The sequence below is a fragment of the Mucilaginibacter sp. PAMB04274 genome (genome assembly GCF_039634385.2).
GTDB lineage: Bacteria > Bacteroidota > Bacteroidia > Sphingobacteriales > Sphingobacteriaceae > Mucilaginibacter.
The window spans coordinates 720,085-743,723 of the sequence record NZ_CP155081.2 but is presented as its reverse complement, the minus strand read 5'-3'; the positions used below and the strand labels follow the sequence as shown (position 1 = coordinate 743,723).

General features: G+C 43.1%; 16 protein-coding genes. 6 read left to right on the top strand and 10 right to left on the bottom strand.

Features of this window, described 5'->3' with window-relative positions; all coding sequences use genetic code 11:
• Window positions 1-2: 2 nt before the first annotated feature.
• Window positions 3-581: a dihydrofolate reductase family protein gene (locus tag ABDD95_RS03110; protein WP_345950439.1), complete on the top strand. Its 579-nt coding sequence runs from the start codon at window positions 3-5 to the stop codon at window positions 579-581.
• Window positions 582-670: 89 nt separating this feature from the next.
• Here ABDD95_RS03110 and ABDD95_RS03105 read toward each other — a convergent pair whose 3' ends face one another.
• The 3 genes from ABDD95_RS03105 to ABDD95_RS03095 all read right to left on the bottom strand — a co-directional run bounded on the left by ABDD95_RS03105 (window position 671) and on the right by ABDD95_RS03095 (window position 5,799).
• Window positions 671-2,275 (bottom strand): catalase, encoded by a 1,605-nt coding sequence (locus ABDD95_RS03105; protein ID WP_345950438.1) that lies wholly within the window; start codon window positions 2,273-2,275, stop codon window positions 671-673.
• Between the two features lie 280 nt (window positions 2,276-2,555).
• The gene (locus ABDD95_RS03100) at window positions 2,556-4,343 is read right to left on the bottom strand and encodes a PAS domain-containing protein (protein WP_345950437.1); all 1,788 of its coding nucleotides are present in this window, start codon (window positions 4,341-4,343) and stop codon (window positions 2,556-2,558) included.
• 337 nt (window positions 4,344-4,680) lie between these two features.
• Complete coding sequence (locus ABDD95_RS03095; protein WP_345950436.1) at window positions 4,681-5,799, bottom strand: DUF6515 family protein; 1,119 nt, start codon at window positions 5,797-5,799, stop codon at window positions 4,681-4,683.
• 197 nt (window positions 5,800-5,996) lie between these two features.
• Between ABDD95_RS03095 and ABDD95_RS03090 the strand changes: the two genes are divergently transcribed.
• Window positions 5,997-6,323 carry a hypothetical protein gene (locus ABDD95_RS03090; protein ID WP_345950435.1) on the top strand — a complete coding sequence of 109 codons (327 nt, stop codon included), beginning with the start codon at window positions 5,997-5,999 and terminating at the stop codon, window positions 6,321-6,323.
• 65 nt (window positions 6,324-6,388) lie between these two features.
• Here the strand turns inward: ABDD95_RS03090 and ABDD95_RS03085 are convergent, their stop codons facing one another.
• The 4 genes from ABDD95_RS03085 to ABDD95_RS03070 are packed head-to-tail and all read right to left on the bottom strand — an operon-like array spanning window position 6,389 to window position 12,238.
• Entirely contained in the window at window positions 6,389-6,862 is a 474-nt protein-coding gene (locus ABDD95_RS03085; protein WP_345950434.1) for a lipid-binding protein, read from the bottom strand.
• Between the two features lie 19 nt (window positions 6,863-6,881).
• On the bottom strand, window positions 6,882-7,535 hold the full coding sequence (locus ABDD95_RS03080; protein ID WP_345950433.1) for a DUF5011 domain-containing protein: 654 nt from the start codon (window positions 7,533-7,535) through the stop codon (window positions 6,882-6,884).
• 26 nt (window positions 7,536-7,561) lie between these two features.
• Window positions 7,562-9,025 (bottom strand): SusD/RagB family nutrient-binding outer membrane lipoprotein, encoded by a 1,464-nt coding sequence (locus ABDD95_RS03075; protein WP_345950432.1) that lies wholly within the window; start codon window positions 9,023-9,025, stop codon window positions 7,562-7,564.
• Between the two features lie 15 nt (window positions 9,026-9,040).
• Complete coding sequence (locus ABDD95_RS03070) at window positions 9,041-12,238, bottom strand: SusC/RagA family TonB-linked outer membrane protein (protein ID WP_345950431.1); 3,198 nt, start codon at window positions 12,236-12,238, stop codon at window positions 9,041-9,043.
• 171 nt (window positions 12,239-12,409) lie between these two features.
• Between ABDD95_RS03070 and ABDD95_RS03065 the strand changes: the two genes are divergently transcribed.
• The 3 genes from ABDD95_RS03065 to ABDD95_RS03055 all read left to right on the top strand — a co-directional run bounded on the left by ABDD95_RS03065 (window position 12,410) and on the right by ABDD95_RS03055 (window position 17,309).
• The gene (locus tag ABDD95_RS03065) at window positions 12,410-12,742 is read left to right on the top strand and encodes a PadR family transcriptional regulator (protein WP_345950430.1); all 333 of its coding nucleotides are present in this window, start codon (window positions 12,410-12,412) and stop codon (window positions 12,740-12,742) included.
• Between the two features lie 26 nt (window positions 12,743-12,768).
• On the top strand, window positions 12,769-14,529 hold the full coding sequence (locus ABDD95_RS03060; protein ID WP_345950429.1) for a PspC domain-containing protein: 1,761 nt from the start codon (window positions 12,769-12,771) through the stop codon (window positions 14,527-14,529).
• A 329-nt stretch (window positions 14,530-14,858) separates the two neighbouring features.
• Window positions 14,859-17,309, top strand: a complete 2,451-nt coding sequence (locus tag ABDD95_RS03055) for an outer membrane beta-barrel family protein (protein ID WP_345950428.1) — start codon at window positions 14,859-14,861, stop codon at window positions 17,307-17,309.
• 85 nt (window positions 17,310-17,394) lie between these two features.
• Here ABDD95_RS03055 and ABDD95_RS03050 read toward each other — a convergent pair whose 3' ends face one another.
• Entirely contained in the window at window positions 17,395-19,911 is a 2,517-nt protein-coding gene (locus tag ABDD95_RS03050) for a M14 metallopeptidase family protein (RefSeq protein WP_345950427.1), read from the bottom strand.
• Window positions 19,912-20,023: 112 nt separating this feature from the next.
• On the opposite strand from ABDD95_RS03050, the gene recQ reads away from it, so the two are divergent.
• Window positions 20,024-22,174 (top strand): DNA helicase RecQ, encoded by a 2,151-nt coding sequence (gene recQ, locus ABDD95_RS03045; RefSeq protein WP_345950426.1) that lies wholly within the window; start codon window positions 20,024-20,026, stop codon window positions 22,172-22,174.
• A gap of 362 nt (window positions 22,175-22,536) precedes the next feature.
• Here the strand turns inward: recQ and ABDD95_RS03040 are convergent, their stop codons facing one another.
• On the bottom strand, window positions 22,537-23,256 hold the full coding sequence (locus ABDD95_RS03040; RefSeq protein WP_345950425.1) for a hypothetical protein: 720 nt from the start codon (window positions 23,254-23,256) through the stop codon (window positions 22,537-22,539).
• A 7-nt stretch (window positions 23,257-23,263) separates the two neighbouring features.
• Window positions 23,264-23,638, bottom strand: coding sequence for a GntR family transcriptional regulator (locus ABDD95_RS03035; RefSeq protein WP_345950424.1), 375 nt, complete (start codon window positions 23,636-23,638; stop codon window positions 23,264-23,266).
• Window position 23,639 lies beyond the last annotated feature (1 nt).

Below are 23,639 nucleotides of genomic sequence, written 5' to 3'. Positions count from 1 at the left end.
AAATGAGAAAAGTTGTTTTAAACCTTGCCGTTAGCCTTGATGGATTTATTGAAGGCCCTAACGGCGAGTATGACTGGTGCCTTGCCGATCAGGACTACGGCATGACTGAATTTTTTGCGCAGACCGATACCATATTTATTGGGCGTAAAAGCTATGAGATGATTGCAGGCATGGAGGATGAGTACTTTCCGCATATCCAAAAGGTCTATGTTTTTTCAGATTCTTTGAATACAGCTGCCAATGCAAAGGTTGAGTTTATTAAAAGCGCAGATTTTGATGAACGCGTAAAAGCCATTTTAGAACTTGATGGTTCCAATATTTGGTTATTTGGCGGAGCCAACCTGCTATCAACTTTTCTTCAACGCAGATTAGTTGCCGAGATGCTGCTATCTGTTCACCCGCTTATATTAGGTAGCGGCAAGCCTTTATTTACGGAGCTTAGCAATCGGGTTGACCTGTTATTGCAAAACACCCAAACTTATGATACGGGTTTAGTACAGCTTAGGTATGCGCTAAAACCTATATTTGATAGCAGCCTGCTAGACACGCCTTTTGTGCATTCGGGTTTGGATGATTTTTGATGAGCAACCGATCACTGAAATTGCCAAACGGATATAAACAGAAAACGCCTGCAAATTTTGCAGGCGTTTTCTGTTTATATAAATATGAGTTAATAAGGCTTTGATTCCTGCGCAACGTCTTCTGCCTGCTTAACAGCTTCGTCAGAATGGGTAGCACCGATGGGACCTTTTGAGATATTAGCGCTGGCGGCTTGAATACCTTCGGCTACACGGCGGCCATAATCTGCATCGCACTGGGTAAACAGTTCAATCATTTTATCCTGTATATGTTTCTGAACAGGTGCTAAGGTGTTAACCAAGTTGTTAATCAGGTCATCACGCTCCCAATCTTCAAGCAGGTGATAGCGTTCGCCGGCTTGAGCAAAATTGTTGGTGCGGTCAATTTTTTTCCGAACCAGTTTAGTGGTCTTGTATTCCGGCTCATGATCTGCACCTGCTTTTGGTGCTTCCTGCAAACCGTTTAAAGTTGAAGGTTCATAGTTCACGTGCGCATTAGCACCTTGTGGTAAATCTACATGGTAAGCCATCTGTCCATCGCGCTGGTTAGTAGCCACGTGGGTTTTAGGTGCATTTATTGGCAGTTGCAAATAGTTTGACCCTACCCGGTAACGCTGCGTATCGGAGTAAGAGAAGGTACGCCCCTGCAACATTTTATCATCGCTAAAATCTAATCCATCAACCAACACACCTGTACCAAAGGCCGATTGTTCAACCTCAGCAAAGTAATTAACCGGGTTGCGGTTGAGGGTCATTTTCCCTACAGGTAGCCAAGGGAACTGATCTTCAGGCCATATTTTGGTATCATCCAAAGGGTCAAAATCCAGCTCAGGATGTTCCTCATCACTCATAATTTGAACCAGCAATTCCCATTGCGGATAATTACCAGCTTCAATAGCATCAAACAGATCTTGCGTAGCGTGGTTAAAGTTTTTAGCTTGTATGGCTTCGGCCTGCTCCTGTGTTAGGTTCTTAATGCCTTGCACCGGCTCCCAATGGTATTTTACCAATACGCCGGTTCCTTCTTTATTCACCCACTTGTAAGTGTTTACGCCCGAACCCTGCATTTGGCGGTAGTTAGCCGGAATGCCATAAGGCGAGAACAAGAACGTGATCATGTGCATAGCCTCAGGCGTATTGCTGATGAAATCGAAAATACGCTCGCCATCTTGCCTGTTGGTTACAGGATCGGGCTTAAAGGCATGGACAAGGTCGGGGAATTTCATCGCATCGCGAATGAAAAACACTTTGAGGTTATTACCTACCAAATCCCAGTTACCATCCTCTGTATAAAATTTAACGGCAAAACCACGCGGGTCGCGTAAGGTCTCGGGCGAGTTACCGCCGTGTATAACCGATGAAAAGCGTACGAACACGGGTGTTTGCTTGCCTTTCTCCTGAAATAGCCTGGCACGGGTATACTTACCTACCGGCTCATCACCTACCGTTCCGTAAGCTTCGAAGATACCGTGAGCACCTGCACCGCGGGCATGTACTACCCGCTCGGGGATACGCTCCCGGTCGAAATGAGATATCTTCTCCAGGAACTGATAATTTTCGAGCGTTGCCGGTCCGCGGTTACCTACTGTACGAATGTTCTGGTTATCCGTAACGGGGTGCCCTTGGCGGGTGGTTAAGGTTTTAGCACCTTCCCCCTCCTGCTGGCTGTTTGGGTTTAAAATTTTTCCGTTGTCCATAATGTTAAGTTTTGCTGGCGTAAGAATTAACGGTTTAGATCAATTATAATCTGTTTATTCTTTGAATCTACTTATAAAAGTACAGCTACACTTTGTAAAAGTTCAGGGTATCAAATAATAAGATGATATATAACATTTGTCTATAATAAGTTCTTGACTAATTAGACTGCATTTATAGACGCACATGTGCCCATATGTAATCACAAATAAGGCTTATTACAAACAGTCCACATAAACGAAAGTTTTTAAACGAATAATTAATACGCCATTCTTCTTGGCATTAGATATTCCGTAAAAGTTTGAAGTAGAATGTAGTGCCTTCGCCCGGATCGCTCTCAAACCATATTTTACCGTCCAAATGTTTAACAATCTCCTTGCATAAGTACAGCCCAATGCCCAAGCCTGGTGCTTTATAAACATCGTTTACCTGGTAAAATCTGTCAAAAATATACGGCTGCTGCTCCCGCGGTATACCTCGTCCAAAATCCTGAATGCTAAATGTTAGGTACGCTTCATCACACACCAGGTTAATAAATATTTCATTGCCTAACGGTGAGTACTTAACGGCGTTATCTATTAAATTGGTAATGAGCTGAATTGTACGGTTACGATCGGCGTTGATCTTGCAAGGCTGATTTTCGGTAATTACTAAGCGATGGGATGTAAATACCAATTGTAGGTCGCTAACCAGATCGGCAAGCAGCACATCCATTTCCAGTTCAGTTGCATTGAATGTTAATTTACCCGATTCTATACGTGATATATCAAGCAGGTCTTGCACTAATGCATCCAGTCTGCTTATCTGTAGTCGCATGCGCCCTAAGAAGCTAACTGCTTTAGGGTCATCAACGGTTTTTAAGCGCGATATTAGCTGCTCATAAGCTTTAATAGAGGTAATCGGCGTTTTCAGTTCATGGCTTACAGTGCTTATAAACTCATCCTTTTGCAACTCCAGATACTTTTGCCTGGTAATATCGGTACACGAGCCAACAAAGCCCAAAAATTCATCTTCCTGATAACGGGGCAAACCAGTTGAAGTTAGCCAGTGCAGTGAACCATCTTTCAGCATAATACGGTAATCAACGTTGTACTCAGCCCGGTTAATATGCGCCTTTGTAAAACGGTCAACAACCATCTCCAGGTCATCTGGATGAATGATCCGGCTCCACTGGCCTCGCAAATCCTCATTGCCTTGTACATCACACCAGTCTTTCCACTTTTGGTTGGCGTAAATGATAGCCCCGTCGAGATCTGACATCCATAAAGCTGTGGGCGATGCTGATGTAAGGGTATGCAAGCGCGCCTCCGTATCTAACCGGGCCTGCAACAATGCAACCTGTTCGCTGGTATCCATCATAGACCCTACCATACGCAGAGCTTTGCCATCTTTAAACAGGGTATAACCACGATCCAAAATGTAGGCATAAGTACCGTCAGCTCTTAGAAAGCGGTACTGCCCGGTCCAGTTCTTCTCTTGGGTGTTAATTACCTCATATATACTGCTCATTACCCGGTCCCGGTCATCGGGGTGGATACGGGCCGACCAGAATTTTGAACTTGACTCGATATCACTGGCCGTATAGCCGAACATCTGCATAAACGATTTGCTCCACAAAACCTCGTCACTTTCCAGGTTCCAGTCCCAAATAGCATCATGGGTAGCCTTTGAAATCAGATTAAACCGCTCAATAAGCAGTTCTTGTTCGGTAACATCATGCACCATCACCAGGCGGGCATTATAACCCTCATAGGCAACAGGATAAGAAATAAGTTGTACGTGAATGATGGCGCCATCTCCTTTTATATGCCTGAACGGGCGTTGCATTGTGTTGGCACCATTCAGGGCCCGCCTTACTTCCTCAAATCTTTCCAGATCTTCTTCCGGACGAATGTCACGTACCGTCATGCTTAAAAAAGCTTCGCGACTGTAACCATAGTGCTTGGTAGCGGCATCATTCACTTCAAGAAATCGCAAAGTAACCGTATCGAAAAACCACATGGGTTGTGGGTTTTGATAAAAAAGGATCTTAAAAAATGGCTCTACGCCTTGGTTTACAATTCCATCCATACACGGGCTTAATTAGGGAGTACTTATACATAGATAGATGCAAGCAAATATATCATTACGACTAACAATACAGCATCCCTATAAGCTTATTTACGTATAGACTACAAAAGAAGTTATGGCCGGAAAAAAAGAATCCTGCTGTTAGCTGAGAGGACAGCAAAAGCCGAGAGCCGGTTTCTTAATTATTCCGATACACCAAACCTAAGAGCAAAGTGCTGCATATTACCCGCTATCATTTTGCCGTGCTTTGTTAATGCAAACATTTTTATTTGTATAAGAATAAAAAAGGGTACGGCATATGCCGTACCCTTAGAAAAAAACTATTATCATTTATTAATTAATTCTGATCATCATTATCGTCATTACCGGGTACGCTGGTTACTACGAAAATCTTTTTGCCGCTGGCATCGCGTTGCTCGTGTAAATAAACACCTTCGGGAGTTACGTAATATTTTTCGCCATCTACCTTCACCTTACGGGCGCCATCAGGCAACTCTTCAATAACGTCTCCTATTTGCGGATAATCACCATTATCGTCGCCATTGTATTGGCTGTTGTTATTATCAGTATTCAACTCGCCGTCTTTACCGGCTACACGGTAAGCAATGCGGCCGTTGTCTTTAGTAACCGGCTGGTAGTATACACCATTCGATTCATAATATTCCTGACCATCAATAGTGATGGCTTCGGCATCATCGGGTAAACGATCTATCTCGGCACCTACCGGTGGTTCAACCACAGTATATTGATTGTTATACTGTTGATAATAAAAACCATTGCTGTAAAAATACGGGTTACCTCCCCAATTAAATGAGTAATAACCAAAAGGTAACACACCAAGACTAAAACCTAAACGTGGATAATAATAACTGTTGTAATAACCCCGGTAATTATGGTAGAAGCCAGTATACGGACGACCGTAGTAACCTCTTATACCACCACGATAGTACGAACGGCCATAAAAATAGCTGCGCCCAACACTACCTCTGTAACCCGGACGACCATAGAAACCCTGACGGCCTACATTGCCGCGGTAGCTGTAATTGCCGCGTGGATAACCAAAAGAACCTCTGGGTGCGCTGTAAGTACGGTTACGATCAAAGCTTCCGCGAGGTGTAATGCCTTGCCTGTCGCCAAAATTTGGACGCATGCCATAACTCTGGCGGCCTGGGCCTGAATTACCTCGTGGCGTATTGTAACTGCCCCGATTACCAAAATCGCCACCCCGTGGAGAAAAGCTGCCACCTGAGCGGCCCTGGAAACCACCGCCTGAACGACCTTGAAAACCGCCACCGCCAAAACCACCACCACGAGACCCGCCAAAACTGCCGCCGCGGTTGCCACCACCAAAACCACCGCCTCTTCCGCCGCGTTGTGCATCTGCAGTTAAGGAAAGGGACAGTGTTGTTAAAACGCTAAGTCCCAGTGTAAGCAAATATTTATTAAGTTTTTTCATGTATGATATGAGGAGTTTAAAGCTTACCTAAGCAAGCTGTTGTTTTTGTTTATTTGATTAGTTTGACTGTATAAACTGACTACGGTTTAACAGCGCTCTATTAATTTTTACTAAACATTAATTCCCTGCGCACACCCCTTGTTAACTTAAAGTAAAACCAGTAACGGCTTTGTACGTTGTTTAATAAAACCATATATATGACAGAATATGATGATGCTGGTTTAACTAATCAGGACGATTATTTAAACACCGATAACGATAAAATACAAGATATGGCCAACAGCGATGCTGCAAAGTTTAACACAGATGAGCAGGAAGAGGCCGTAAACGAACGCGAAGAGACCGAATACGAAGATGCTGAAGACATTGACGCCGGTAGCGCAGTGCCGCATAATGAAACGCAGCCTCCATTAACTACCCAAGGTGATATTGGCGAGGTTGAAGAAAATATGGGCGGCACCACAAACCTGTCGCTTGACCAGCTGAAGCAGGAAGGTGACCCGGAAGGACTTGATGGCGAATAACCGGAATTGGTTTAAACAAAAAAGGAGCAGTTACCTGCTCCTTTTTTGTTTAATGTGGTAAACGATTAATGATCGTCTGATAAAAACTTAGTTCTCCGGTAGCCCGTGTAGGTAACCTGGTTGTTACCAGAAGCATTTGAAAACGTAGCAGTAAACGTAATCAAGTCAGTAGGAACACCAGAGCCAGGTGCCTTTGTGCCATTTTTTACAATTTTACCAGCTGTTATAACTATCGGCTTAGCTATATAACTTCCTGTAATATCGGTGCCGTTTGGCTGAGAAAACGTACCATCAGTTAAGTTTACGTTGACCAAAGTTTGGTACCCGTAATCTTCTTCTTTTAGCCACATTTGGGTAGAAGAATTAGATGCAGTATTAAAGGTGGTAATTTTATAAAAAGAATCATCGCCATCATCGGCCTGAACCCAAAATTCACCAGCCATCTCTTGCACGTTTGTGCCTCCAGCTTCTATTTCATCTTTGCGACAAGAGCTAAACGCAAACGCAAATGCTACCAGTATATAAATTATCTTTTTCATAATGTTCATCAATAATTTGTTATTGTTTTAACCATCTGCGAGTTGAGCCGGCTATACCTTGATCAAGCAAATCAACAGAGTAATTCAAAGTACTACCCGATGTAAATCCGGCTAACTTTGCTGTCCCCTGCAAGCGGCCATAGGCTGTACTTTGCAGCGGAATAGTCCAGTTTAAACCATCGCTTGTAATAACGTATGCAGGAATTGTTGTAGCTGCTGAATACAAATTACTTGTTCTGTAAAAACCTGGAGCTAGTTTAGTAACCGTAGCAGTAGTACCTCCGGAAGCATAATCATAACTTCCGGCAACATTCACACCAGCCACTTCAGCAGTAGGTATTACAGCAACGTAACGGGTTACACTTGCAGGGAAACCATCGCTGTTGGTTGCACTGTAGCTGATGGTATATAACCCAACAACAGCTGTGTTAACTGTACCGGTTGCAGTTACTTTCAAATCCGAACTACCTTCTTTTGCAGCCGCTCCGGCATCAGTGTAAGTACTACCCTTTACTACAGAAGTATAAGTATCCCCTTTCATGGTAAACGTCGCGTAGTTCGTTATTTTCGACTCGCCAACGTACCCTTCCTTATAATCGAATTTATCTTTTTGGCATGAGTATACCGAAATACAAACTAATGCTATTCCAATAAGCTTTATATATTTTTTCATAATAAGAATCAATTTTTTTTGAACAATTATTTACCCCACCATACCGGTGTAGTTATAGGCACCTCGGCCGGAGTATTGTTGTTACGGCTACGCTCAACATCAGGAAACACCAGGCGCTTAGGGAACAATTTGCCAGTAGTTACACCAGTGGCAGAATAAACCCACTGACCAGGTACATAAGCAAGGGCAGTTGAGTACACAGGGCTAATTCTTGGATAGCCTGTACGCTCCTGCTCAAAAAAGCCTTCTAAAGTATGGCCAGTTTTAGGTAAAGAGGCCCATTTTTGTACAATGATAGCTTCAATCTTTTGTTCGGTTGTTCCTGCAGTTGGGAAAGGATAAAGGTTACCGCGCACAGCACCAACTTGTTCAAAAGCTGCATTAACCCCTTCGTTGTACAAAGCAGCAGTATTTACACCTCCATTAAACCGCAAATCAGCTTCAGCCTGCAAAAAATAAGACTCAGCAGCAGTCAGGAAAAAAACAGGATCTGTAGCGTCCTGATTAGGAGTATTAGCAGTTGAGTATTCAGGGCGTGCCGCAGGTGTTGCATTAAAATCGCCCTGATTAATTGAGGTAGTGGTAGCTGAGGTAAAATAAGGCACTATACGTGGGTCGCCATTGGTTTTCAAGTAAGAAACCAACGTAGTACTGGCCCTTAAGTTAGTTGAACTGTTTAAGGCAAATACGTTATAAGTGTAAAACGGATTACGTTTATCTGTGGCATCAGTGTACTGCGTAACGCCAGCATTTACTGTAAGGTAATCAGCTTTTCGGGCTACCAGCTTTTGGTATCCGGCTTGTGCTTCAGCCGGCTTGGCATTAATCATACGTAAATACATTCTTAATTCTAATGTATTTGCAAATTGGCGCCACTTATCCATATCACCGCCAAATACTAGGTCGGCGGTAGCAGCTGATCCAACCAGCTTACCATTGTAGTTCGTAGCCAAAGCTGCATCAATTTCGGCTAATAAACCTTTGTAAATGCTATAACCGTCATCAAACTTTGGTTGTATGTTCTCAATTCCCTTAAATGCCTCGGTATAGGGAACCTGGTCATACAAATCAACCAATGTTTCATATACAACAGCTTTCATCACCGTACACATTAAATAGTACTGATTGTTATTCGCAGCTTTTGCCTGCGTAATAGCTAACTGCAAATCGCTTAACGAGCCAGCAAATAATTCGCTATAATTGGCATTTAGATCGGTACGTATCAGATTGTAAGAATCAATACTGCGGTATTGGGCTGAACTGTTGGATTGTGTCCAATACTGTGACCAAACGCCTCCTAATATATTTAACTCGCCGCCAATGCGGCCCGCTGCTGAAAGAACAGCCGAAGGAAACAAAATTTGTGGTGTAGCCGCATCAACCGAAGGGTTGTTGGGGCTAACGTTTATATCAGCAATTTTGCTACAGCCAAATGACAAAAATGCTATGCCAAATGTAAGCGCTGATTTATATAATGTATTTCTTTTCATGTTTTTCAGATCAAATTAAAATGAAACTTTCAATGACGCTCCGAAATATCTTAACGGAGGTGCTGTTCTAAACTCTCCAAACTCACTGGTCAAATCTATACCCTGGTTAGACACTTCCGGATCAATAGTTTGATTACGTTTTGGCAACCATGTATATAGGTTGCGGCCAAATACCGTAAACATTGCTCTTTGTGCACCTATCTTTTGAGCAATAGCTACTGGGAGAGTGTAAGACAATGTAAGTTCACGCAACTTAACGAAGGTTTTGTCCAAAATACGGTTTTGGTAAGCTATCCCCTTGTTTTGGTTAGTATAGTAGTAATCGTCGTAATTGATTTCGCTGATAGGTGTAGTGTTTTCTACATACGTTGTCGTACCATTTGGGCCTGCAACAGCTTGTACCGAATTAGGAACGATGAACGGACGACGATCATTATATAATGTTTTTTGATCAGCACCCACAAAATTCAACAAATCTGCAGTTCCAGAATAGAAACGGCCACCCTGACGCCAGTCAAATGTAAAACTTAGTGCAAAGTTTTTTACGCGGATACTGTTGCTTAAGCCCATCTGAAAATCAGATTGTGATGTACCATAGTTACCCAACGCTGTAGAAGTAACCGGGAAGCCCTGGTTGTTAACTACAATACGGCCTTCTGGATCATAAACTGGTACAGGTGCCAGGAAAACTCCCAATGGTTGGCCAGCTATAGCAGCAAATTGAGCATCATAGGCAGAAGTCAATACAGCTTTTTCAAGACCGTTATTTAATTCAAGTACCAAGTTGCGGTTGCGTGTAAAATTGTAGTTTACATCCCAGGTAACTGTTTTGGTCTGTATTGGGGTGCCATGAATGGCAAGCTCAATACCACGGTTTCTTACTTTACCAAAGTTCAATATCGCAGTGGTGTATCCTGATGAAGGAGCTGTAGCAACCGGTAATATTTGATCTTTTTTAACACGGGCGTAGTAGGTAAAATCAAAACCTAAACGGTTTTTAAAGAAGTTAGCTTCGGCACCCAACTCGAGCTCGGTTTGCGTTTCAGGCTTCAGCGTGCCGTTGTTTAACTGGTTATTGATGGTATAACCTGGAACTCCATTAAAAGGTAATGTATTATTACCAAAGCCCAAAACCACGTTTGTAGCGTTAAGCGTGTTAATAATACGATATGGATCTGTATCACTACCGGTTTTACCATAGCTCGCTCTTAATTTAGCGCTCGAAACAGCAGTGTTTTGTAAACCTAACGACTCAATTATGTTATACGCTAAGCTAGCTCCTGGATAAAAATAGCTGTTACCACCTTTAGGTAGTGTTGAAGACCAGTCGTTACGGCCTGTAAGGGTTAAATAAAGGTAACGTTTGTAGCCAAATGTTGCCTGTCCGTATACACCTAATAAACGGCGATGTGTTTCTGATTCACTAGCAGTTGGCAAGTTAGAAGTATTAGATAGTTGATAGAATCCAGGAATAGTTAATCCTTGAACTTCAGTATACAGGCTACGGGTACCTCTGTCATTATAGTTCACACCTACCAAGCCATTCACGTCAAAGTCTGATGTAATTGTTGTATTGAATAAGGCGTTAAGTTTTGAATCATATTCAAATTGCTTAAACGATTCCTCAATAACGTTACCAACATCAGCTGCGCGCTTAGCGCCTTCCGGATTGGTTGGATCTATTGTATCATCTCCACCGTTCCAGCTGCCCGGCACAGGGCTGTTTACATTATGCCAGATTTTGTCGCCGGCATTATTAACGTCAACACCTTGCTGTATCTGGAATGACAGCCATTTGTTGGCTTTGTAATTCAGGTTAATGTTACCGTAAATCCTGTCACTGCGATAACGGCTGCCGTTTTCGTTTAAAACGTAGTATGGGTTTTCAGCAAATGGCGTAAAGTAATTATCTACGTTGAAATACCGGTTCTTGTAATCGCGTAAGTCACGGATTGGAATGTTACCCGGAATTTGCAGTATTTCCTCATAAAAACCAGCACCAATACCAGAATCACCCTGGCCGGTAGCTACAAACCTCGAAGCTTTGCTTACGTAGTTCATAGAAGCCTCGGCAGTAAAGCCTTTGTAAGAGGTAGATCCTTTTAAGCTGAAGTTGTTTCTTTTATAGCTATCGTTGCTGGTTGGCAGAATACCATTGCTATATACATTACCGTATGACATGTAATAGGTAGACGTTTCGTTACCACCGCTTAAGGCAATCTGGTTGTTGGTTTCAAAACCAGTATCAAAAGCATTCTTTACGTTATTATCTACATAAGAAAATGGCTTAAGCAATTGCGAGTTATTTACAATAGCACCCCAAGGCCTTACTACACCATCAAATTTGGGCCCCCAGTTACCATTTTCAGATATGTAAGATTGAGAATCCCAACCCTGTCCAAAAACCTTTTGAGGGTTATATACTGAAGCCAGGCTTGTTAGGGTAGTACCCAGTGTAACGTCAACAACAGGCTTACCTGCCTTGCCCCTCTTTGTAGTAATTAAAATAACACCGTTTGAACCACGAGAGCCGTATAAAGCAGTTGCAGCTGAACCTTTGAGGATACTCATGCTCTCAATAGAGTTAGGATCGATGTCGTTCGCATTGTTACCAAAATCGAAGTTATTATCTGAACCTGGACGTGAGTTGTCAATAGGCACACCATCTACGATGTATAAGGGCTGGTTACTTCCGGTAATGGAAGAGAAACTACGGATAATAACCTTAGTTGAACCACCTGGTGAACCCGAAGTGTTAGAAATATTAACACCAGCTACTTTACCTTGTATACCACTAAACAGGTTTATTGATGATGAAGCATTAATTTGCTCAGCAGTAACCGTTGTTTGGGCATAACCTAATGATTTCTTTTCGCGGCGTGTACCTAACGCTGTTACCACTACCTCACCTAGTTGCTTTACGTTAGGCTCTAAGGCAACATTCAGTACGTTACCTCTAGCTGCAGCCTCAAGTTGAACGTAGCCAATAAATGAAAACACCAAAGCACTGTTGGCTGGCGCCTTGATAGAGTATTTGCCGAACCCATCCGTACTAACCGCAGATTGGGTCCCTTTAATTTTCACAACAACACCAGGTAGGGGTTGTCCGTCGTCTTTACCTGTAACCGTACCTGTTACTGTACGGTCTTGCGCATAACTCTGCCCAAAAAAGAGCAAAACCATGCACAAACTCAGAAGTAGAAGTTTCTTCATTTGTTTGTTAATATAAGATCAGTTAATAGTTAATTAATAAAAGTAGGCTGAAGTTCCCAAATACACAAGTATTAGTTAAAAATTATTAAAAATTTATAAACATTCCATTTAAGAAAAATAATTTAGTACTATGTATTGCATAATACATTACAAAACATATATCTTTGTATTATGCTTGTAGAAAACACCCAAACCCAAATGCGAAAAGGCATACTCGAGTACTGCATACTGAGTATAATTGCCAGAGGCGAAATATACGCGTCGGATATAATTGCCGAATTGAAAAAAGCGCAACTTCTTGTAGTTGAGGGGACTCTGTACCCCCTGCTTACCCGACTGAAAAACAACGGCCTGCTCAGTTACAACTGGGTCGAATCTACATCGGGACCTCCACGAAAATATTATGTACTGTCTGATGAGGGCCTCCACGTGCTCCAACAGCTAGACAAAACCTGGCAGGAACTGGCATTTGCCGTGCAATCCTCTATCGAAGGAAGAAAATAAAAAACCTTAGTAAACTATAAATCATCATGAACAAAACAATCATTATCAATATAAACGGCACTGTATTTCACATAGAGGAGCAGGCTTACGAGCTACTTAAGGAGTACATGACCGATGTAAAACGTCATTTTTTCAACTCGGCCGACAGTTTGGAGATTACAACCGACATCGAAAACCGCATTGCTGAGATGTTTACCGAAATACTTGCCCGCGAAAACCGTCAGGCACTGGTAGATCAGGACGTACAAGCCGTTATAGAGCAGATGGGGTCGGTAAAGGATTTTGAAACGCTTGATGAAACAGGAGGTACTGCAGGCTTTGGCGAACCAGCTTTTGAAGCACCTATGGGTACTCGCCGCTTATTTCGCGATCAGGATGATCATTTAATAGGCGGTGTTTGTGCAGGTATTGCTAATTACTTTGATATACAAGCGGTTTGGGTAAGGTTATTCTTCGCTGTGGCATTCATATTTGCAGGCACAGGTTTCTTGGTATATATTATATTATGGATCATTGTTCCGAAGGCAGTTACCCGTGCCGACAGGATGGCCATGAAAGGTGAACCCCTAGATTTACAAGGCTTTAAACGAAACTTTGAAGCTGAATTGAGCGCAGTTGGCGGCCGTTTACATGATGTAAGGCAGGAAGCCCGCCCCTTAGCTTATAAAACCCGCGATTTTGTGAGCGATTTTTTCCATCACCTTGGCAAGTTTTTAGGAGGTGCTGGCAGTGTGCTGGTAAAGGTGCTGGGTGTTGGCATCATCTTGTCATGCATTGCCGGTATTATAGCCATTATAGTGTTATTAATAGGTACCATGTTTTTTGGAAATACCAATTTCTCCGTACCCGACATGTTCTTTAGCTACGAGTACATCAACCAGGTAAGAGTTGCCTTTGCCTTGTTAACTATCATACCGCTTACAGCGCTTATTGTAGTTATTTCAACTGCTGTGTTTAATACCGTATCGTTAAACAGGTCTGCTGGTTATACCTTGCTTATTATATGGGTAAGCTCCTTGTTTGTGTTGCTTTACCATGGCGCACGTGCGGCCGCAGAGTTCAAAGAATCAGCCGGGTTTACGCAAACTATTAATATAAAGCCTAATGCTAAACAGATATACTACCTGGAACTGAACGATGCCATGTTTTTAACCGCAGAAGACAGCGCCCGTTTAGACATCAAAAACAAGTTTAAAAACCTAACGCTGACCGATGAGGGCGATGATGACTTTGAGCCGCGTAACGTTAGAATTGATATCGAAAAAGGTGATGTACCTTACCCTGTATTAATTGAAGAATTCACCGCCCGAGGCAAAAATTTTGAGGATGCACTGGATCATGCCCGCAACACCCGCTATGTTTTTGTTCAGCAGGATTCTATCTTAAAATTTGATTCAAAACTTCGCAGATTGAAGAACAATCAGTGGTACAATGAAGAAGTAAAACTTACTTTACGCATTCCGCTTAACGCAACTATAATGGTAAGCAATAAGATGAATGAATTTATCTCCAACTATATGGATGTTGATGCTTGCTTTCCGGGTCAACGCGACCATTCGCGTACTGAACCCGCACCATTCATCATGACCGAGGAAGGTTTGAAGTGTAAGCTGGACAGCGCAATCACAGCTGTAAAACAAGACGCTCCTGTTAAAGATACAACCATAGCTCAAATGGATACCACAGTTAAGGTATCAACAGATACGGTATATATAGATAGCACTGTGGCTCCGGCACCAGTGCGCAAAAAAACGGTGGTAATACGCCGCTTACACAAAAAGCAATAAAACCGGCGCCCTGCCTGTGTACTAAGGTTCATGATGTCATGGGCAGGGCGCTAATTTTGCTAACACCGATCCTTACCATAACGTAGAGGAAGTGTGTTGTTAAAAAATTATGGTTAAAAGCTGGTGACGATAGTATTTTAAAAAATTTCATTTTTTGTGTAACCAGAAGCGCCCTTTCTGCATCTTACTATCAAATAACAGAACACAAGCTGCCCGCACTGGCAGATAAATCAAAAACAATCAAGTTTAACAAATTAAAAAAAGACTATAAATCTTTAACTGGATATCTATTGCCCAAACTTTACAAATCACATAAACCCTAACCCCACATGAAATCAATAATATATAACACACTTCTACTTTTAGGGCTTACAACCTGCCTGGCTACAGTAAAAGCACAAAACATAGGCCCTACCGGCAAAATCACAGGTTCGGTAATTACAGAACAAGGAAAACCTGCCGATTTTGCAACCGTTAGCCTGTTACGCGTTAAAGACTCTTCTATAGTAAAAAGCAGCCTAACCAACGAAAGCGGCCAATACGCTATTGAGCGTGTTGTAGCCGGTACTTATTTAATTAAAGCCACCATTATAGGGTATGATAAATCAGTTAGCGGACCAGTAACCGTTGCTGCAAACGCTGTAGTAAGCGTGCCCGTGCTGAAACTTGTACCAGGCAGCAACAGCTTAAAAGCTGTAAGTGTTGTAGCTACCAAGCCCTTAATTGAACGCAAGATAGACCGCACCGTAATGAATGTGGAGAACAGTGTGTTGGCCGCCGGCAATTCTGCCATGGAGATTTTAGAGCGTGCCCCTGGTGTTACGGTTGATAAGGATGACAACATAAGCTTAAAAGGCAAACAAGGGGTTACTGTGATGATTGATGGTAAGCTTACCTACCTTTCAGCACAACAGCTATCAAGCCTGCTGCGTTCTACTGATGGCAACTCTATTCAATCCATAGAAATCATCACCAACCCATCGGCTAAATATGATGCTGCCGGTAATTCAGGCATCATTAACATTAAGATGAAAAAGAACCGCAACGCCGGTACTAACGGCAGTATTGCAGCTACAGGCGGTTATGGCAACAATCACAAAGCCAGTTCATCATTAAACTTAAACCATAAAGATGGTAAGCTAAACGTTTTTGGTAACTACAGCTACTTTAACAACAAACGTCCGCAGGATATAAATCTGAACCGGACTATAAACAATGCCGGTGTTAATACATTTTTTAACGAGTCGACCGATATGTTAGGCAGTCGTAGCGCTCACAATTATAAATTAGGTGCAGACTATGATTTGAGCAAAACCAACACGCTTGGCATTCAACTAACCGGATACAACTCATCGTTTGATGCCAATACTTTCAATAACACACTAATTAGTCTGGATCGGATTAATAACAGCGCGGTGACTACAACCCGCAACACATCTGCCGAGAGATATAACAACATTACCGCTAATATTAACAACCGGATTATTTTAGACACTTTAGGCAAAGAGTTAAGTATGGATGCCGATTATTCACACTTCGCTAACAGGCAGAGTAACAATTACACCAACAACTTTTTCCAGGCTGATGGCAGCACTTTGAAATATGGCTCTTTGCTTAGAAACAACCTGCCTACCAAAATAAACATTGCCACCTACAAAGCCGATTATACCAACCCAATTGGAAAAACCATGAAGCTGGAAGCAGGTATAAAATTTAGCTATGTGGGTACTGATAATGATTTACGTACCGACTCGATATTGAACGGTAATTGGGTAACAGATGCCGGACGCACTAACCTGTACAAGTACACTGAAAACATTAATGCCGGTTATTTTAACTTTAGTAAGAGCTGGAAAAAAACCTCAGTTCAGGCTGGTTTGCGTGCGGAGCAAACGAACTCTAAAGGCGATTCACGCGACATTTACAATGTAGCCACTGTGAACGACAGACATTACCTGAGCTTATTTCCAAGCGTATTTGTAAACCATGAATTTTCGGACAATCACAGCCTCGGGTTAAATTACAGCCGCCGTATAGATCGCCCAAGTTATGATGACCTGAACAGCTTTACCCAGATACTGAACGCTTACACTTATGTGCAAGGTAATCCTAATTTAAAGCCACAGTACACCAACTCTTATGAATTGTCATACACTTTTAAAAAGAGGTTTAATGCTACTTTAGGCTACAGCCTAACAACCGATGTAATGGCTGAGGTACCTAGACAAATTGACGATAAAAAGATAACTTTTATTACCCGTGAAAACCTGGCCGAGCAAAATTCATTTAACCTGAACCTAAGCCTACCGTTCGGTATCACCAAATGGTGGAACATGAATAACAACGTTACCGGTTTTTACCTGGGCTTTAAATCTGCTGCACTTGAATTAGATAACGGACAGTATGCCCTTCAAGGCAATTCCATCAACACCTTTACCTTAAGTAAAACCGTAAAATTTGAAGGAACCTTTAACTATCAGTCTCCGTTAACCTACGCTTTATTCCATATTGGTCATCAATATAACTTTGATGCAGGTATCAGTAAATCTTTTGCGCAGAAAAAAGCTAATTTGAAATTTTCGGTTAGCGATGTGTTTAACACCCGTAAGCAAAACTTAACAGTGCGCCAGGGCAACTTAAACTTCAACGTGTTCCAAAAGAATGAAACGCGTGTGGCCCGCTTAACTTTCACTTATAATTTTGGTAACAGCAAAATACAAGCTCGCAAACGCACTACGGGTTCTGATGCGGAGAAAAGCCGTGTAAAATCGGGTAACTAAACTTAGCCGGCCAACAATAAGAGCCAAGAGACAGGGGACTTTGAAAATCAGCTCACCTGTCTCCTGGCTCTTTTTTGTATCTATCTTAATTTACCATAAATACAGCGTTACTAAACAACAGCTTACCGTTTTCCCAAAAACTGCGGAACAGAGGATCATCGGTCAGGTAAACTATAGATCCACGGCCCATTGATTGTACGCCGAACAATAAACCGTTACTTAATTTTTCTTTGGCTTTTTGGCCAGCAAAGCCTGATACATAACTATCCTTTTTAAGCACACCCACATTTACGCCGCTGTTATCCAAATAATCGTAAATATCATCCCCTAATTTTAAAGTGTAGTAGAAAGGAGGGTAGCCATAACCCAAAGGATGTGTATTATCAAGGTAAACCTTAAATATAGCGCCCGGCACATTGTACTTTATCGATTCGCGATCGCGGCTGTTATAGGCCGAAAGATCGGGCGTCTTTTTGCCGTCTTTATCATCCTTCTTTTCGTCCTTACTTTTTAAGGCAAATCCTTTTTTGTCAGCAAACTGGCGGATAGCACCTCCCATGGCAATCAGTTTGCCTCCATCATTAACCCAATCCTGCAAACGATCTAACGGAAAATTTGAGTAGCGGCCATCGGGCAATATTGCCACGTCAAAATCGCTCAGTTTGATTCTGCCTAAATCCTGGTAACGCACAATAGATACCGGGTAACCAATCTGCTGTTCAAAAAAGTGCCATACCTCGCCCATATCATTAGCTGAGACGCCCTCGCCTGATACCAACATTACACGTGGCTTGGTTATAAAACCTACTGCGCTGGAACCCAAATCGGCACCGGTATCGGCAAAACCCGTGGCTAAAGGTGTAAGCGTGCGCGAGTAGCGTTCACTTATCTCGTTAATCATCCGGTCAAAATTGGGCTGATTGTTACTGGCACGTGTGATAATGATAGAACCGGCATTGAACTTCTTATTGCCCATTGTAAACGCATCTGATGCATAGCGCACCTTTATACCTTTTTGCAGCAATGCCGATAAAAACTTCACGTCTTCTACAGAGGTCCACTGCGCTACATAAGCATAGGCCTTTCCAGTTTGTACAGGTTTGGCTGGCTGATGTGCTAACACAACTTCTTCATTTTTGCCGGGTGCCGGTTTATTAATGGCGTCCTTTAATCCGTAAGCTTTTAAGCCATACGCATAAGGTAACGACCATGCGGTGATGTCATAGGTGTTAGAGTCTGCAATGAAAGTTTTGGGTTCTAACAGCACATTCAACAATACCGCTTTGGGTTGGTAAGCGCTAATAACCATATCGTTTTTATTAATAGTAAAACTTTCGTTTTTACCATTAAAGTAGTTATAACCGCTGGCCTGTCGGCTTGTGCCTACCGAAAACGTAATTTGATTAGCGTACAATAGCTCTTGCAGCTTCCTCATCTTATCCTCATTTTCGTTTTTAATAACATAAGTTTTATACACGCCGGGCGGGTTGGTACGGCTGTTATCAAAATACTTTTTATACTCAGCAAGTATTTTAGACGCATTATTAGATGCCGTTTCTACGGTACTTAGCCCATTTGAGTGATGGTGAGCAATACGGTCGGCCAGGGTTAAGGTATCGCCGCTACGCATAGTAACTGCCAAACCACCTGCAGGCCCGCCACCCTGTTCGTAGGTCATACCAATAGAGCCGTTATAAAGCGGATAAGTATCACCGTATGATGGATAAAGTAAATCAAACACTTCTTTAGTAAAGTATAGCCAGCCATTTTGGTCAAAGTACTTAGCGTTATTTTTGCCAATGGTAGTCTGAAACTCGCGTTGCCATGGCGTGATATCTTTATGAAAAGGCTCTGCAGCAGGTGCAAAATAATATGGGTTATTGAAGCCCTGCTCGTGAAAATCCACATGAATTTGCGGCAGCCATTGGTTGTACAACCCTACCCTGCCTTGCACTTCTTTTTGTGTTTGCCAGGCCCAGTCGCGGTTTAAATCAAAATAATAATGATTTACGCGCCCGCCCGGCCAGGGTTCAATATGCTCGCGCGATGATGAATTGGGATCGGGCAGTAAGCCGCGTGTTTGGTTATAATAGTTCACGTACCGGTCGCGCCCGTCGGGGTTAAGGCAGGGGTCAATTACGATAACTGTATTTTTTAGCCAGGCTTGCGTACGCGTGTTAGCGGGGTTAACCAAATCATACAACGTTTGGAGCGCAGCCTCACTGCTGCTGGGCTCGTTGCCATGCACGTTATAGCTCAACCAAACAATAGCAGGTGCATTGCTCAAGGTTGCGGGTCCGTTACTTAAGCCGGCCAGGTAAAGATTGTGCTTTCGGATATCATCCAACCGGGCTATATTTTCTTCACTGCCTACAAAAGCTACCATAAGCGGGCGCCCCTCATTAGTGGTGCCGTAAGACTGCAACTTAACCAGTTTAGAGTTTTGTGCCACATGCCTTACATACTCTGCAATGCGGTAATGGTAAGTGTACTGACTACCCAGCTCATACCCTAAAAAATGCGCTGGAGACTGCAAGCCCTGGGCGGAAACTGAACGGATTAAGCTTGAACAAAGCAATAAAAGCGTAAAGATTTTCTTCATAACGTTGTATGCATTAAAACTAACAAACTATTGTCAATTACCTTACGGGTTGCTATAAATAATTGACCGTTTGCCCAATTTTGAGTATCTTTAATACCCTTTATTTATATACATGACCCCTATACAAGCCCTGCAAAAATATTTTGGTTATACCCAATTTCGTCATCAGCAGGAAGCCATTATACAACAACTGCTAAACGGAGGCGATGCCATGGTGCTGATGCCCACCGGCGGCGGTAAATCCTTATGCTATCAGTTACCGGCCGTATTGCTGCCCGGCCTAACCATTGTTATTTCGCCACTTATTGCTTTGATGAAAGATCAGGTAGACAGCCTGAACATTAACGGCATACCCGCGGCCTATTTAAATTCAACACAAAGCAACGGTGAGCAGCAAGATATTATTAACCGGTTAAAAGCCGGGCAGATTAAGTTGTTGTACCTGGCACCTGAGCGCTTGTTTAGCTCTGAAAGCCGATTGGTAGGCTTTTTAAAGTCGCTGCCCGTAAGCTTGATTGCTATTGATGAGGCACACTGTATTTCACACTGGGGGCACGATTTCAGGCCCGAATACCTGATGCTGTCGCATTTTAAAACGGAGTTCCCGGCCATTCCGGTTATAGCGCTTACCGCTACCGCCGACACCCTTACCCGGCAGGATATTAAAGAAAAGCTAGCCCTGCACCGGCCTGCCGAATTCGTATCCTCATTTAACCGCCCCAATATAAGTTATACTGTAGCGCCCAAGAAAAACAGTTACGCACAACTGCTCGATTTTTTGGCTTCCCGTAAGGATGACTCGGGCATCATTTACTGTCTTTCCCGTTCTTCTACCGAAGATGTAGCAGCCGACCTACGCAGCCAGGGATATGCAGCCAAGGCCTATCACGCGGGTTTGGATAACGAAACCAAAGCCCGTAACCAGGAACAATTCCTGCGCGATGAGGTTAAAATTATGGTGGCTACTATTGCTTTTGGTATGGGCATCAATAAATCGAACGTGCGCTATGTGGTACATTATGACCTGCCTAAGAACATAGAAGGTTATTACCAAGAAACCGGCCGCGCCGGGCGCGACGGCCTACCATCGGAGGCACTGCTGTTCTTTTCGGCTGGTGATGCGTTTAAGCTGCAGCGCTTTGCCAAGGTAGATGGCAATGAGGAGCAGAGCCGCATAATGCTTAAAAAGCTGGATGATATGGTTAAGTACTGCCAGCTGCAAACTTGCCGCCGCCAGTACCTCATGCACTACTTTAACGAACAGTTCCCTGAGCATTGTGGCTCCTGCGATGTTTGTTTAACGGAGTTTAAAAGGTTCGACGGCACTATATTGGCGCAAAAAGCGCTATCGGCAGTGGTGCGGCTTCATCAGCGGTTTGGCACTACCTACGTGATTGACCTGTTGCGCGGCTCCAAAAGCGAGAAGATCAGGGAAGAACACAAGCAACTGAAAACATACGGCATTGGGGCCGATGTGAGCAAGGCCGATTGGCAGCGCTACTTAAACCAACTGGTTACCCAAGGCTACCTGCAGGTTACTGATGACGCTTACCCGGTGCTTAGGCTAACCCCCGCCAGTGATGCTGTGCTGAAAGGCCACCAAAAAGTGGAATTTATTGAAGCAGAAGCAATAGAAGTTGCGGCCGATATACAAACACCGGCATATGAGGGTGGCCTTTTGGAGGATTTGAAAACTGTACGCTACAATATGGCCATGAACGAAAATGTACCTGCTTATATCATTCTCTCAGATGCTACGCTGCTGGAGATGGCAACCTATTTGCCGCAAACGGCTCAGGAGCTTGGCCGGATATCGGGCTTTGGTGAGGTGAAGCTAAACCGTTACGGTGCCGGATTTTTGCAGGCCATTAACGCTTACTGTGAGCAGCATGGGTTGTCGTCTCAAATAAGCAGCAAACGGGCTAAGCCACCAGCGCGTGCAAAAACTAAAACAGCCCGTGCGCCTAAAAGTGGCACGCAGCGCGAGAGTTTTGAGCTTTACCGCTCGGGCAAAACCATAGCCGAGATTGCGGCCCAGCGCAGCTTGTCGGTCAATACCATCGAGTCGCACTTGTGCAGTTTTATACAAACCGGCGAAATGGATGTGACCGAGATAGTACCTCAACAAAAAATGCAGGCTATACAAAAGGTGATAGAAAATTATGGTGCAGACCGACTGGCCCCGCTTAAAGAAGTGTTAGGCGACGGCTATAGTTATGCCGAAATTAAGGCAATGGTGAGCTGGACAAAGCGCGAAGAATAACAGGCTTTTCACCAATCATAGTTATCCCAGTGAGGTGTTCGATACTGCGGGAAGCTATTATGAAAAAGCTGATTACCTAAACCATAAAAGGTTAATGACAACATTGTGTCAGTAAGGTGACCCTTATTAATCCTCAATTTTAGCTCAGCAAGTGTCCATAAAGTACTATGCGAACACTTGTTCAGGACGAGACATACAGTAGAAATTGATAGCCGGGCAATCACCCTTCAAGCATTATGAACTGCTGTTTCGCCGCTAACATATGATCATCAACCGCACTATTGGCTTGTAGCCTTACCAACGCAAAACAAAAAAGCCACTGCCCCCGCGGCAGTGGCTATGAATACAAAACTAAAACTAAATTATTGTTGCGGCACCAGTTTCAGCGCTTGGCCCGATAAGGTAACCATAGTGCTGTCGCCAAAGTGGTAGTTACCTTTTACAATGGTTGGGTTATCTAAATTTAACTGGCTGCGGCCTTTAAGTTGCAGGTTAGCCGCCTGTATGGAGTTGCTGTTATAGATGAATAGTTCGGCTCTGTCTTTTGCTGTACCTAAATTAACATTAAGCATACCCAGCTTATTCTTAGATAGGAGGATATCAACACCCTTGTCTGCCGTGATACTAAGTGGTACGGTTTGGTTTAGCCCTATTATTTCTATTCTTCCATCGCCGTTAGCATTGTCCTCGTCATGTGCAGTTTTCAATTGGTGCGTACTTAAGCCTTTTAATTTAGGACAGGTTATTACTATGCTGGCGTAATATGGACGCCTGCGAAGATCTTTAGTAGTATCACAATTGATGTTGAGGGTTGTGCCCTGCTGTTCAATTTTTACCTGATCTTTCATGTTGTCATCAACCCACACGCCATACTTATCGCCCTGCTCTATTTTAACCCCTGCAATGTTAGTAGTGTTATGACTAATAGAATCAAAGTTACTCACTTTGAACTCTGTCATTCTGTAAAATTTGTTTTTGTAAGCACCCTTATCGTACTCGGCTTTCAGGGCAAAGTCATACCCTACGGTGTAAGCTACTACAATAAGCACAGCTGCAAGCAATATTTTATTACTGGTTTTCATGATGTGTTTAGTTTGAAAAGTTTTGGGCTTTAAAGGTTTCGTAATGCTGTTGTACCTCATTAAGGCTTATGTCTAACAGGTACAGGCTCCTGAAAAAATCGGGTAGTTCCTGTTGTAAAAAACGCTCCTTACGTATTACTTTAATTTTCTCTAAAGCATCGGGCGCTACAAACAAGCCAAGTCCACGCTTATTAAAAACCACTTCCTGATTTTGTAAATGTTCGTAGGTACGCATAACGGTGTTAGGATTTACTTGCAGCTCGCCTGCCAGCTCTCTTACTGAAGGCAACTTTTGCTCGGGCTGCCATTTACCCAGTGATATATGTTCGCTCACATACGCTGCTATTTGCAGATATATGGCTTCTTTGTCTTTAAAATTCATG